Raw genomic sequence first — 11572 nt, forward strand, 5'->3', positions numbered from 1 at the left:
TCATCCCAGCAGGGCCTGCAGGGCCGCGATCACGCGGTCCTGGTCGGCGTCGGTCATGGCCGTGAACAGCGGAATGCTCACCATGGCCTGGTAGGCCGCATCGGCTTGGGGAAACATCTCAGGCGCGAGCTGGTAGCGGTCGCGCCAGTAGGGGTGGCGGTGCAGCGGCACGTAGTGCACGCTGGTGCCGATCCCCATGTCCGACAGGCCCTGCACCAGCGCATCGCGCGACAGGCGTGCACCCGGAGCCAGGCGGATCACATACAGGTGCCAGGCATGCACGTCGCCCATCGGCGCCTCGGCCGGCAGCACCAGCGGCAAGCCTGCCAGCGCCGCGTGGTAGCGCTGTGCCAAGTACTGGCGCCGCTGCACGAAGGCCGGCAGGCGCGCCAGTTGCTGCACACCCATGGCCGCAGCCACGTCGGTCATGTTGTACTTGAAGCCCGGCGCCACCACCTCGTAGTACCAGGCGGGCGTCTTGGAGGTGAAGCGGTCGAAGGCATCGCGGTTCATGCCGTGCAGGCGCATCACGCGCATGCGCTTGGCGAGCTCGGGGTCGCGTGTCACAGCCATGCCGCCTTCGCCGGTGGTGATGGTCTTGTTGGCGTAGAAGCTGAACACCGTCACGTCGGAGGCCAGTTGGCCCACCAGCGTCCCCCTCCAGGTCGTGGGCAGGGCATGGGCGGCATCTTCCACCACCTTGAGGCCATGCTCCTGGGCTACGGCCAGGATCGTGTCCATGTCGCAGGCCAGGCCGCCATAGTGCACCGGCATGATGGCCTTGGTGCGCGGGGTGATCGCGGCACGCACCAGTGCCGGGTCCATGTTCAGCGTCACCGGGTCGACGTCCACCAGCACCGGGTCGGCCCCAAGGTAGCGCACTACCTCGGTGGTCGCCGTGAAGGTCAGCGTGGGGGCGATCACTTCGTCGCCAGGGCCGATGCCCAGGGCTTCCAGGGCCAGATGCAGGCCCGCGGTGGCCGAGTTCACGGCCAGGCTGTCCACGCCGCCGCCCAGGTAGTCGGTGAAGGCTTGCTCGAAGGCCCGGGTTTGCGGGCCGGTGGTGACCCAGCCCGAGCGCATGGCCTCGGCAACGGCGTTCACCTCGGCATCGCCGATATCCGGGCGGGCAAAGGGGAGGAAGGGCAGGGCGGTGGTTTCAGCGTTCGGCATGGTGGTCTGGCAAGGGGGTGGTCGGGACAGCGCCACGGCCGATGGCGTGGTATTCCAGCCCTGCGGCGCGCAGCTCGGCGGGCTCGAAGAGATTGCGGCCGTCGAACACCACGCGTTCGCGCAGCGTGGCGGCCAGGTGGGCGAAGTCCGGGCTTCGGAACTCCTTCCACTCGGTGGCGATGACGAGCGCGTCTGCGCCTTGCAGCGCTGCATCGGCCAATTGCACGAAAGAAAGGCCTGTGCGTTCGCCCAGGGCCTGGCGCGCCTGGTCCATGGCCTGCGGGTCGTAGGCAACGACCTCGGCACCCAGGGCCAGCAGCCGTTCGATGATGGCCAGGCTCGGCGCCTCGCGCATGTCGTCGGTGCCGGGCTTGAAGGCCAGGCCCCAGAGTGCAAAGCGCCGGCCCGCGAGGTCGGCGCCAAAGCGGGCGACGATCTTGTCGGCCAGCACCTGCTTCTGGCGCTCGTTCACGGCCTTCACGGCCTGCAGGATCTGCAGGTCCTGCCCGGCATCCTGTGCCGTCCGGATCAGGGCCGTGACATCCTTGGGAAAGCACGATCCGCCGTAGCCCGTGCCGGCGTACAGGAAATGCGTGCCGATGCGCGGGTCCATGCCGATGCCCGTGCGTACGTTCTCGATGTCGGCACCCAGCTTCTCGGCCAGCAGCGCCAACTCGTTCATGAAGCTGATGCGCGTGGCCAGCATGGCATTGGCTGCGTACTTGGTGAACTCGGCACTGCGAACGTCCATCACCACCAGGCGGTCGCGGTTGCGCATGAAGGGCGCATACACCGCACGCATGAGTTCGGTGGCGCGCTCATCCTGGGTGCCCACGATCACGCGGTCCGGCCGCATGAAGTCCTGCACCGCGCTGCCTTCCTTGAGGAACTCGGGGTTCGATACCACCGCAAATTCCGGCTGCACACCGCGGGAGGACAGTACGGCGGCCACAGCGTCGCGCACCTGGTCGGCCGTACCCACGGGCACCGTGCTCTTGTTGACGATGAGCTTGTAGCCCGCCATGCGCTTGGCGATCGATCGCGCTGCCGCCAGCACATGCTGCAGGTCGGCCGAGCCGTCTTCGCTCGGGGGCGTGCCCACGGCGATGAACTGCAGCAGGCCATGCGCCACGGCGTGGTCGATGTCGGTGGTGAACTCCAGGCGGCCGCTGCGCGCGTTGCGCAGCACCACGTCCAGCAGGCCCGGCTCATGGATGGGCAACTGGCCCTGGTTCAGCGATGCGATCCTGCGCGCATCGAGGTCCAGGCACACCACGTGGTTGCCCATCTCCGAGAGACAGGCCCCGGTGACAAGGCCCACATAGCCGGTGCCGATGACGGTGATTTTCATGGAGCGTGATTCAGTGCAGAACGGGGATGCCAACGGTCAAGCCGGCCTGGCCAGCCAGGTCACCCGGTGGGTGCGCAGCGGGTAGAGCAGGGCGGATGCAGGCCCGATGCAGACCGCAGGCAGCCTGCGCGCAATCGGCGGGGCCAGCGTGATCCGCCGCGACTGCACCTGCGCCCTGGAAAACAGCCGGTGCAGCTCGGCCAGGGGCACACCGCGCACATCCGGGTTGCGGGGATTGTCCACGATGAAATCGTAGACCAGCACACCGCCGCCCGGTGCCACCCAGCGCCACAGCACGTCGGCCATGTGCTGGCGGAACGCCGGGTCCAGCAACGAGCTGAACAGGGTGAAGGCCAGCACCGTGTGCTGGCTGCCCTCGGCCACGGGCGCCAGCGTGGCATCGCCTTCGGTGATGCGCACGGCGCTGGGCAAGATGCCGCGTGCCTGCGCGGCACGTTCGGCGATCAGCTCCAGCCCCTGCAGGCGTGCGGGGCTGGCACCCAGGCGCAACAGGTCCTGCAGGTTGCCTCCGCTGCCACAGCCCACCTCGGTGATGGATTTGTCCGCGAGGTCCGTCCAGCCATGCGCACTCCACAAACGCACCATGGCGCGCAGGCGCTCCTGCTGCGCCTGCAGGGCCGAGGCGCTGGCCATCAGTTGGTAGCGCAGGGCATCCTGCGCGGCATCGCGGCGCGCATAGCGCGCCTGCACGGCCTGGGGCTCGGTAGGGTCGCTCATCGCGTGATCCGGGCGAACCGGGCCGACGGCGCACGCGCGCGCAGCACGTCCCACAGGCCGCGCCAGGTGCCCAGGCCATAGGCCACATGGTAAGCCGCGATCACCACCGGCAGCCGCGCCAGCAATTGCCAGCGGCCTGCGCTGCGCGCGGCCGACACCGATGCCAAAGTCACGTAAGCCGCATACAGCGCGACCAGTGCCGCCAGCGGCAGCACGGTCCAGGGCAGACACAGCGCGAACAGGCCGAGCGCGGCCACGAAGGCCGCCGGCACCAGTTGCCGAACCGAGCCGGCCTGCCCGTGCTTGCGCATCACGAAGGGGCGCCAGTAGCCGTATTGCCGCTGCTGTGCGAACAACTGGCGCAGCGAATTGCGCGGGTGGTAGAGCGAATGGATCAGCGGGCTTTGCCAGATGCGCCCGCCCGCCAGGCGCAGGCGCAGGTTGTGCTCGTCGTCCTGGTTGCGCACCAGGGCTTCATCGAAACCGCCGATGCGCTCGAACACGGCACGCGGCCAGCAGCCCAGGTAGACCGTGTCCACCTCGCCATCGTGCTGCGTGTCGCGCGAGCGCGCGCCGCCCACCACCCAGCGGCACTGGAAGGCGGCGGCCACGGCCCGGCCCATGGGCCCCGTGCCTTCGGCCACCCAGGGGCCGCCCACATTGTCGGCACCGGTGCGTTGCAAGGTTTCGATGCAGCGCGCCACGTAGTCGGGCGCGAACCGGGTATGGATGTCCAGGCGCACGATGACTTCGCCACGTGCCCGGGCAATGCACGCATTGAGCCCGGTGGAGACGATGCGCCCGGGGTTGTCCACCCACTGCAGCCGCGCGTCCTGTGTGCTGCGCGCGACCAGCAATTCGCGCGTGCCATCGTCGCTGCAGCCATCGGCCACCAGCACTTCCATCTGCCAGCCGGGGGGCAGCACCTGCGCCAGCGCGCTGTCGCAAAAGGCGGCAATGTGTGCCGCCTCGTTGCGGCAGGGGGCGATCACGCTGACCCATGCCAGGGTGTTCTGGGGCCGGCTCATGGGGTGCCCATCCGTTCTCGGTAAAGTCGATCCATCGTGTCCATCTGTACGGCGCGGTCGCCGTCGCGCGCAATGCGCTGCACATTCTTCTGGCCGTGGCCCTGCATTCGGGCATCGTCGGCGGCCAGGGTTTCCAGGCAGCGCGCCAGCGCCGCCGCATCGCGCGGTGGCACAAGCAGGCTGGCGTCCAGCCAGGCGCGGTTGGCGTCCAGGTCGCTGGCCACCACGGCCAGCCCGCAGGCCATGCTTTCGAGCACCGAGACCGAGGTGGCGTCGCTCGTCGGTACCGAGGCCGACAGCTTGCACTGCGCCAGCACCCGCGCCATGCCCGCATCGTCCAGCCGTCCGTGAAAAACCACGTGCCTTTCCATCCCCTTGGCGGTTACCAGTGCGCGCAGCGCTGCTTCCATCGATCCTCCGCCCAGCAGGTGCAGTTGCACCCCTGCCTCGGGATGGCGTGCCACCAGGGTGGCCACGGCTTCGACGATGGTGTCGATGTTGTAGTTGGGCTCCCAGGAGCGCAGGCTCACGATCTGCAGGCCGGTCTTGCCGGCCCAGGGCGCGGGCGCAAAGCGCGCCAGGTCCACACCCCAGTGGATCTCCTGCACGGGGCAGGCAGGGCCATAGGCCTTGGCCGCGTCGATCAGGCTTTGCGAGTCACCGGTGATCAGGTCGGCCCGGCGCAGGCTCCAGCCCGTCAGCCAGCGCATCAGCGTGTTTTTTTGCGGCGTCACCAGCAGGTCGCTGCCCCAGGCCGTCATCACCAGCGGATGGCGGCCGCAGCGCGCGGCCAGGTAGCCGTAGGAGGTGATGTAGTGCGCGTGCACGATGTCGGGCGCCAGGGCCTGTACAAAGCGGCGCGCCTGCCCCACGCGCAGCAGCCAGTCGGTCGAGCGGCGCACGGGCGCCAGCACCTTCTGCTCCACCCCCTCGATGGGGGCCGGGCGGGCTGTGACCAGCGATACCCGGTAGCCACGCGCGCGCATCTCCACCGCCCAGCGCTGGATGTGCGGGCTGGTGGCATCGCCCAGCAGGCACAGATGCCTGTTTGCTTCAGCCATGGGTTCTTGCCTCCAAGGCCTGGGGCAACTCCCCCGCCCAGGCACGGTAGTGTTCGGCCCATTCGGGGAACTGCGCCAGTAGCGCCGCATCCGCCGTGCGCACGTCACCGACCTGGCGCGCAGGCGCGCCCGCCATCACGGCAAACGCCGGCACCTCTCCGCGTACCTGCGAGTAGGCGCAGATCAGCGCGCCCCGGCCGATGCGCGTGCCCGCCTCGATCAGGCTGTGTGGCCCCACGAAGGTGTAGGCGCCGATGTGCACGGCCGCTTTCACATAGCCGGGCATCTCGCCGCCCGCATGGGTGGCGTAGCCGCGCCCGAGCAGCCGGATGGAGCGGTGCGAGCTGTGCGTGACGATGCTCACGAAATTGGTGATCTGCACGCCCTCATCGATCGTGAGACCCGCGGTGGCATCGAGAAAATTGAACTGGCCGATGAACACGTGGTCCGCGAGCGTGAGGCCGTGCCCGCCCTCGATGCAGGTGCTGGGTGCAATCCGCGTGTGCGCCAGCAGCACGCCGCCCGGCGTGCGCTCGCCGAACACCATGCGGTACATCAGCGCCTGCCAGATCCGGCGCCGTGCGCGGTTAAGCCAGGCTTTCATCGGGGATGTTTTTCCAGTGCGCAAGGGTGAGAAAGTAGTAGGCGAAGTAGGGCAGCATGGATGCCGAGATGCCCCAGGCCGCGCCTTCCAGGCCGCCCAGGGCCAGCCCGGCCAGCAGCCCGGCAAAGAAGGCCAATTGTCCCACCAGCGCCAGCTTGAGCGCCCAGGCCTGTGCGCGCCAGGCCAGTGTGGTCACCGACAGCGGCGAGGCGATGAAGTGCAGGGCGATGTAGGGCGTGATCGCGCGCACCAGGGGGCCGGCCTCGCTCCACTGCGCACCGAACGCGGTGGTGAAAAGCCAGGGACCCCAGAGCATGAGCACCGCGGCCATCGGCAGCGCGATGGCCGCCAGCGCCAGCATGCTCTTGCGCACCAGGGTGCGGGCCTGTGCCGCGCTGGGGGCCTGCAGCAGCTGCGGGTACAGCGCCTGCGACAGGGCGCCGCCCAGCAAGGTGGCCGGCGCCTTGAGGTAGCGCAGCGACAGCGCCCACAGGCCCGCTGCCGCATCGCCCGCCCAGGCCGCCACGGCGATGAGCGTCAGCGTATCCTGCAGCGCCCCGATGAAGGCATGTGGCGTATTGAGCAGCGGAAAATCGCGGTGCTTTGCGGCCATGGCCCGCAGCGATGCCCAGGGCGTGCGCCACAGCACCGCCCAGCCCCCGGCAGGTGCCGGCCTGGCCAGGGCCGCCGCAGCCACCAGCCCTGCGGCCACCGCACCGGCCAGCAGCCCTGCCGCGCCCAGCTTGAGCAGGCCCAGCGCCAGCTGCAGCACGGCACCGCCGCCATGCTGCACCATGCGCGCAATGGACAGCAGGCCAAAGCGCTGCGAGCGCGTGGCCCACAGCGTGAGCCACTGCGTGGCGGCGATGGACAGCACGGCCAGGGGCAGGGTCCAGGCCAGCGGCATGCCCTGCAGCACGGCGATCACGCCGCCGGCCACCACCGTACCGGCCGTGACCAGCAGCAGCAGGCGCGCGCACAACGCCATGAGCTCGGCCGCGCCCGGCTCGGCTTTTTCCAGTGGTAGCGCGAATTCGTAGCGCGCACAGCCGACCACCGCCACGTTGGTGGCCAGGGCCCACAGCAACGCGAACTGGCCGAATTCGGCCGGCGTGTACAGGCGCGTCAGCGCCGGGCCCAGCAGCAAGGGCAGCGCATGGGCCACCACACTGCCGGTCAGCAAGGTGGCCGTGGCGCGCAGCAGGGTGGAGCTCACGTCAGTGATCCATGGCGCTGCGCGCCACCTGCGGCCCACGAAACCGGCACGGCCCAAGCCAGCGCCCCCGTGCAAGGGCCGCCAAGCCGCGAATGCGGCGCTTCGCTTGCGTGCACCGGGGGCGTCCCCCTCCCGACTCGCGCAGTGAGTCGAGAGAGGGTTGAAGGCGCGAAGCGACTCAGGGGGGGCTTCATGTCAGGCCTGCTGGGGATCCTGGTGGAAGCCCGGTACCAGTTCGTGCAGCAGGACCATCATGGCGGCGCCGTCCGCCTGGTGGATGGCACGCTCCAATGCCTGCAGGCGGCTCTCCAGCACCTCCCAAGCGAGGTGTTCCTCATGGGCGCGCAGGATGCGCGGGTGCGGCGTGGGCTCTGCGCCATCGCCGATCAGCAGTTCCTCGTAGAGCTTTTCGCCTGGGCGCAGGCCGGTGAAGACGATCTCGATGTCACCCTCGGGATGGCCCGGTGCGCGCACGCTCAGGCCCGACAGCGCGATCATGCGCTGCGCCAGCTCCAGGATGGGGATGGGCGCGCCCATGTCCAGCACGAAGACCTCGCCGCCCTGCGCCATGGCGCCGGCCTGCAGCACCAGTTGCGCGGCCTCGGGGATGGTCATGAAATAGCGTGTCACGTCCGGGTGCGTCACCGTGACGGGGCCACCCGCCGCGATCTGGCTGCGGAACAGCGGGATCACGCTGCCGCTGGAGCCCAGCACGTTGCCGAAGCGCACCATGGAAAAACGAGTGCGCGGTGTGCCGCCCTGCGAATCGGGCTGGCGGGTGCAGGACGCCACCGCCTGCAGCACCAGTTCCGCCACGCGCTTGCTGGCCCCCATCACGTTGGTGGGGCGCACTGCCTTGTCGGTGGAGACGAGCACGAAGTTTTCCACGCCACTGTCCATGGCCGCGCGCACCATGTTCAGCGTGCCGAAGGCGTTGTTGCGGATGCCTTCGCCCGCGTTGGCCTCCACCATGGGCACGTGCTTGTAGGCGGCCGCGTGGTAGATGGTGCGCGGGCGGTGCGCCTGGCACAGGTCGAGCATGTGCTGTGCGTGGCTCACGCTGGCCAGCAGCGGCACCAGCTCGCAGGCCATGGCTTCCTGCTGCACGATGGCCTGCAGCTCCTGGTGGATGCTGTAGAGCGCGAACTCGCTGTGGTCCACCAGCAGCAGGCGCGCCGCGCCTTCGCGCGCGATCTGGCGGCACAGCTCGCTGCCGATGCTGCCGCCCGCGCCCGTGACCATCACCGCCTGGCCGCGGATGTGGCGGCCCAGCAGCTCGGGGTCGGGCTCCACCGGCTCGCGGCCCAGCAGGTCTTCCAGGTCCAGGTCCTGGAAGTCGGTCACCGTCACACGGCCACTGGCCAGGTCCGTGAGACCGGGGATGGTGCGTATGCGCACGGGCAGCGAGCGCAGGTTCTCGATGATCTGGTGGCGGCGCTGGCGCGGCACGCTGGGCAGGGCCAGCAGCACGTCGGTGATGCCAAAGCGTTTCACCACCTCGGCCAGCGCGATGGGTGCATACACCCGCACGCCGTTGATGCTGCGGCCCACTTTGGCGCGGTCGTCGTCGGCAAAGGCCTCGAGCACGTAGTTGCGCGCGCTCACCAGCCCTGCCGCCGTCTGGGCGCCGGCCGTACCGGCGCCGTAGATCAGCAGCCGGTGCGGGGCCTTGGTGGTCTGCCCGGCCAGCCACATCCAGCCCAGCGAGCGGCTGGCGCCCACCAGCAGCAGAAAGATCACCGGCTGAAGAATGCCCACGCTGCGCGGGATGCCGATCCACTGGCCCGCCATCAGGATGGCGAACAGCAGCGCCCCGTAGATCGCCACGGCCTTGCCGGTGGTGACCAGGGCCGTGATGCCGGTGTAGCGGAAGATGGCGCGGTACAGCCCCAGGTTCACGAAGATGGGAAAGGCCAGCACGGGTGCCAGGGCATAGGCCAGCCACTGCATGCCTTCGGGCCAGTGCAGCACGTCCAGCCGCAGGGTGAAGGCCAGCCACATGGCGAACAGGCCCATGGCGATGTCCAGCGCCACCACCACCAGCCGCTTGACCGGGCGGGGCCACTCCAGAACGTTGCTCAGCACGGGCTGGCCGCTTTGCCGGATCCGCGGGTCACTGCGCGATGCCCGTGCGTTCCAGCACGTCGCCCACGAGCTCCAACCGCACCAGGGGGTTGTCCAGTTCCATCAGGCGCTGCTTGAGCTCCAGCGGCACGGGCAGCAGCTCGCACCAGCGGTTGGCCACCCAGCCGCAGTCGTCGAGCTGGGCGGCCGTAGGCACCAGCGCACCGGGGCTGTCCGGGTCGCGCTGCTGCAGGGTGTTGAGCACCTGCGCCAGGGCCTGCGACGCCTTTTTCAGGTCGTCGGGCACGGGCACCGACATGTCGGGATCGAGGTGCGTCACGTCGGCAATCCACAGGCCGTGCACCAGGTGGCTGCGCTGCACGATGCGAAAGCGCTGGCTGCCCCGGCACTGCAGGGTGATGAGCCCGGGCTGGGGCGTGTCGAGTTGGTCGATGACGGCCAGGGTGCCGATCTCGCTGAACTGCTCCTCCGGGGCGCCTGCCTGGCGCACCTCGTGGCCCTGGGTGAGCGACACCACACCGAAGGGGGCGCCCATCTGGTGGCATTTGCGCACCATGTCCAGGTAGCGCACCTCGAACACGCGCAGGGCCAGCAGGCCCTCGGGAAAGAGGACGGAACCCAGAGGGAAAAGGGGCAAAGATGACAGTGAAAGGGGTTGTGTCATAAGGCAGGTTCTTCGCCCGCTATCATCCCATGGCGCGGGCTGCTTTCGCACCGCCCGCTTTCCTTTTTGCCGCTCCCATGTTCTTCCAGATCGCTTCCTTCCTGCTCGATGTCGTCGGTGGCCTGCTCACGGGCGCCTGTCTGCTGCGCCTGTACATGCAGTTGCAGCGCGTGCCGTTTGGCAACCCCATCGGCGGGCTGGTCTTTGCGCTCACCGACTGGATCATCCTGCCCCTGCGCAAGCTGATCCCCCCGGTGGGCAAGTGGGACCTGTCCAGCCTGGTGGCTGCCATCCTGTTCCAGGTGCTGCAGTACGTGCTGTTCCTTCTGCTCGTCGGCGCGGCCGCCGCTTGGGCCTGGCTGCCCTGGCTGGTGCTGTTTGGCCTGGCCAAGGTGGCGGTGTCGGGGCTCATGGGCCTGCTCATCGTGCATGCGGTGATGTCCTGGATCTCCGCCCGCTCGCCGCTGTCCGATGTGGTGTGGCGCCTGTGCGCCCCCGTGCTGCGGCCGTTCCAGAAGGTGATTCCCCTGCTGGGCGGGGTGGATCTGTCGCCGCTGGTGGTGCTGGTGCTGCTGCAGGTGCTGATGATTGTGCTGGCCAACCTGCAAGCCAACGTGATGCGCTGACGGGGCCCGCAGAGCAAAAAAGCGCCTGTCGAAAGACCAGGCGCTTTTTTCATGGGGCATGCCAAGGCATGCCTGTCAGATTGTTGCGTGCTTACACCACGGCGTCTGCGGGCAGGCGCTGCAGCATGGCCAGGCTGCTGGCCACGGTATTGCGCAGCTCGCGGCGGTCGCAGATGAAGTCCACCGCGCCCTTGGTCTGCAGGAACTCGGCGCGCTGGAAGCCTTCGGGCAGGGTCACGCGCACGGTGGATTCGATCACGCGCGGGCCGGCAAAGCCGATCAGGGCCTTGGGTTCGGCAATCACGATGTCGCCCACGAAGGCGAAACCGGCGCTCACACCGCCCATGGTCGGGTCGGTCAGCACGCTGATGTAGGGCAGGCCCTTCTTGGCCAGGCGGGTCAGCGAGGCATTGGTCTTGGCCATCTGCATCAGCGACAGCAAGCCTTCCTGCATGCGCGCACCGCCGGTGGCGGTAAAGCACAGGAAGGGCACCTTCTGCTCGATGGCGGTTTCCACGCCGCGCACGAAGCGCTCACCCACCACGGAGCCCATGGAGCCGCCCATGAAGTCGAATTCGAAGCAGGCGACCACCACGTTGATGCTTTTGACCGCACCACCCATGACGATGAGGGCATCGGTCTCCCCCGTGTTCTCCAGCGCCTCCTTGAGGCGCTCGGGGTACTTGCGGCTGTCCTTGAACTTCAGCGCATCCACAGGCAGCACTTCCTGGCCGATCTCGTAGCGGCCTTCGGGGTCCAGGAAGGCGTCCAGGCGCGCCCGTGCACCGATGCGGTGGTGGTGGCTGCAGTGCGGGCAGACGTTCTGGTTGTGCTCCAGGTCGGACTTGTAGAGCACCGTTTCGCAGCTCGGGCACTTGATCCACAGGCCCTCGGGCACCTGGCGGCGCTCGGTCGGGTCGGTTTGCTGGATTTTGGCGGGCAGGAGTTTTTCAAGCCAGGACATGTGTTTTCCTCGTCAATGACAGGGTTTCAGGCCATTTCGACCGATCCAGGACCACCAGGGCA

11 protein-coding genes are annotated in these 11572 nt (G+C 68.7%); 1 reads left to right on the forward strand and 10 read right to left on the reverse strand.

Features of this window, described 5'->3' with window-relative positions; genetic code table 11:
* The 9 genes from ASE28_RS21875 to ASE28_RS21915 all read right to left on the reverse strand — a co-directional run bounded on the left by ASE28_RS21875 (position 1) and on the right by ASE28_RS21915 (position 9920).
* Positions 1 to 1173, reverse strand: a complete 1173-nt coding sequence (locus ASE28_RS21875) for a DegT/DnrJ/EryC1/StrS aminotransferase family protein (RefSeq protein ID WP_057268454.1) — start codon at positions 1171 to 1173, stop codon at positions 1 to 3.
* Complete coding sequence (locus ASE28_RS21880) at positions 1160 to 2524, reverse strand: UDP-glucose/GDP-mannose dehydrogenase family protein (RefSeq protein WP_057268455.1); 1365 nt, start codon at positions 2522 to 2524, stop codon at positions 1160 to 1162. The genes ASE28_RS21875 and ASE28_RS21880 overlap by 14 nt, the downstream gene beginning before the upstream one ends.
* A 36-nt stretch (positions 2525 to 2560) precedes the next feature.
* Complete coding sequence (locus tag ASE28_RS21885; RefSeq protein WP_057268456.1) at positions 2561 to 3262, reverse strand: bifunctional 2-polyprenyl-6-hydroxyphenol methylase/3-demethylubiquinol 3-O-methyltransferase UbiG; 702 nt, start codon at positions 3260 to 3262, stop codon at positions 2561 to 2563.
* The gene (locus ASE28_RS21890; protein WP_057268457.1) at positions 3259 to 4290 is read right to left on the reverse strand and encodes a glycosyltransferase family 2 protein; all 1032 of its coding nucleotides are present in this window, start codon (positions 4288 to 4290) and stop codon (positions 3259 to 3261) included. Before ASE28_RS21890 ends, ASE28_RS21885 begins: the two co-directional genes overlap by 4 nt.
* Positions 4287 to 5351 (reverse strand): glycosyltransferase, encoded by a 1065-nt coding sequence (locus ASE28_RS21895; RefSeq protein ID WP_057268458.1) that lies wholly within the window; start codon positions 5349 to 5351, stop codon positions 4287 to 4289. Before ASE28_RS21895 ends, ASE28_RS21890 begins: the two co-directional genes overlap by 4 nt.
* Positions 5344 to 5955, reverse strand: coding sequence for an acyltransferase (locus ASE28_RS21900; RefSeq protein WP_057268459.1), 612 nt, complete (start codon positions 5953 to 5955; stop codon positions 5344 to 5346). Before ASE28_RS21900 ends, ASE28_RS21895 begins: the two co-directional genes overlap by 8 nt.
* Positions 5939 to 7171: a lipopolysaccharide biosynthesis protein gene (locus ASE28_RS21905; protein ID WP_057268498.1), complete on the reverse strand. Its 1233-nt coding sequence runs from the start codon at positions 7169 to 7171 to the stop codon at positions 5939 to 5941. The genes ASE28_RS21900 and ASE28_RS21905 overlap by 17 nt, the downstream gene beginning before the upstream one ends.
* Positions 7172 to 7366: 195 nt before the next feature.
* The gene (locus tag ASE28_RS21910) at positions 7367 to 9256 is read right to left on the reverse strand and encodes a nucleoside-diphosphate sugar epimerase/dehydratase (RefSeq protein WP_057268460.1); all 1890 of its coding nucleotides are present in this window, start codon (positions 9254 to 9256) and stop codon (positions 7367 to 7369) included.
* Positions 9257 to 9284: 28 nt separating this feature from the next.
* Positions 9285 to 9920 (reverse strand): LON peptidase substrate-binding domain-containing protein, encoded by a 636-nt coding sequence (locus ASE28_RS21915; protein ID WP_057268461.1) that lies wholly within the window; start codon positions 9918 to 9920, stop codon positions 9285 to 9287.
* A gap of 77 nt (positions 9921 to 9997) precedes the next feature.
* Between ASE28_RS21915 and ASE28_RS21920 the strand changes: the two genes are divergently transcribed.
* Positions 9998 to 10546, forward strand: coding sequence for a YggT family protein (locus ASE28_RS21920; protein WP_057268462.1), 549 nt, complete (start codon positions 9998 to 10000; stop codon positions 10544 to 10546).
* A gap of 91 nt (positions 10547 to 10637) precedes the next feature.
* On the opposite strand, the gene accD is transcribed toward ASE28_RS21920, so the two are convergent.
* Positions 10638 to 11510: an acetyl-CoA carboxylase, carboxyltransferase subunit beta gene (accD, locus tag ASE28_RS21925; protein ID WP_057268463.1), complete on the reverse strand. Its 873-nt coding sequence runs from the start codon at positions 11508 to 11510 to the stop codon at positions 10638 to 10640.
* Between the last annotated feature and the right edge of the window lie 62 nt (positions 11511 to 11572).

Origin of the sequence: Acidovorax sp. Root219, from assembly GCF_001428665.1 — a bacterium.
Taxonomy (GTDB): domain Bacteria; phylum Pseudomonadota; class Gammaproteobacteria; order Burkholderiales; family Burkholderiaceae_C; genus Acidovorax.

Excerpts from the sequence above, each read along its gene's own strand:
- ASE28_RS21895 (WP_057268458.1), bottom strand. The coding sequence starts at position 5,351 with ATGGCTGAAGCAAACAGGCATCTGTGCCTGCTGGGCGATGCCACCAGC.
- ASE28_RS21875 (WP_057268454.1), bottom strand. The coding sequence starts at position 1,173 with ATGCCGAACGCTGAAACCACCGCCCTGCCCTTCCTCCCCTTTGCCCGC.
- ASE28_RS21880 (WP_057268455.1), bottom strand. The coding sequence starts at position 2,524 with ATGAAAATCACCGTCATCGGCACCGGCTATGTGGGCCTTGTCACCGGG.
- accD (WP_057268463.1), bottom strand. The coding sequence starts at position 11,510 with ATGTCCTGGCTTGAAAAACTCCTGCCCGCCAAAATCCAGCAAACCGAC.
- ASE28_RS21920 (WP_057268462.1), top strand. The coding sequence starts at position 9,998 with ATGTTCTTCCAGATCGCTTCCTTCCTGCTCGATGTCGTCGGTGGCCTG.
- ASE28_RS21890 (WP_057268457.1), bottom strand. The coding sequence starts at position 4,290 with ATGAGCCGGCCCCAGAACACCCTGGCATGGGTCAGCGTGATCGCCCCC.
- ASE28_RS21915 (WP_057268461.1), bottom strand. The coding sequence starts at position 9,920 with ATGACACAACCCCTTTCACTGTCATCTTTGCCCCTTTTCCCTCTGGGT.
- ASE28_RS21900 (WP_057268459.1), bottom strand. The coding sequence starts at position 5,955 with ATGAAAGCCTGGCTTAACCGCGCACGGCGCCGGATCTGGCAGGCGCTG.
- ASE28_RS21885 (WP_057268456.1), bottom strand. The coding sequence starts at position 3,262 with ATGAGCGACCCTACCGAGCCCCAGGCCGTGCAGGCGCGCTATGCGCGC.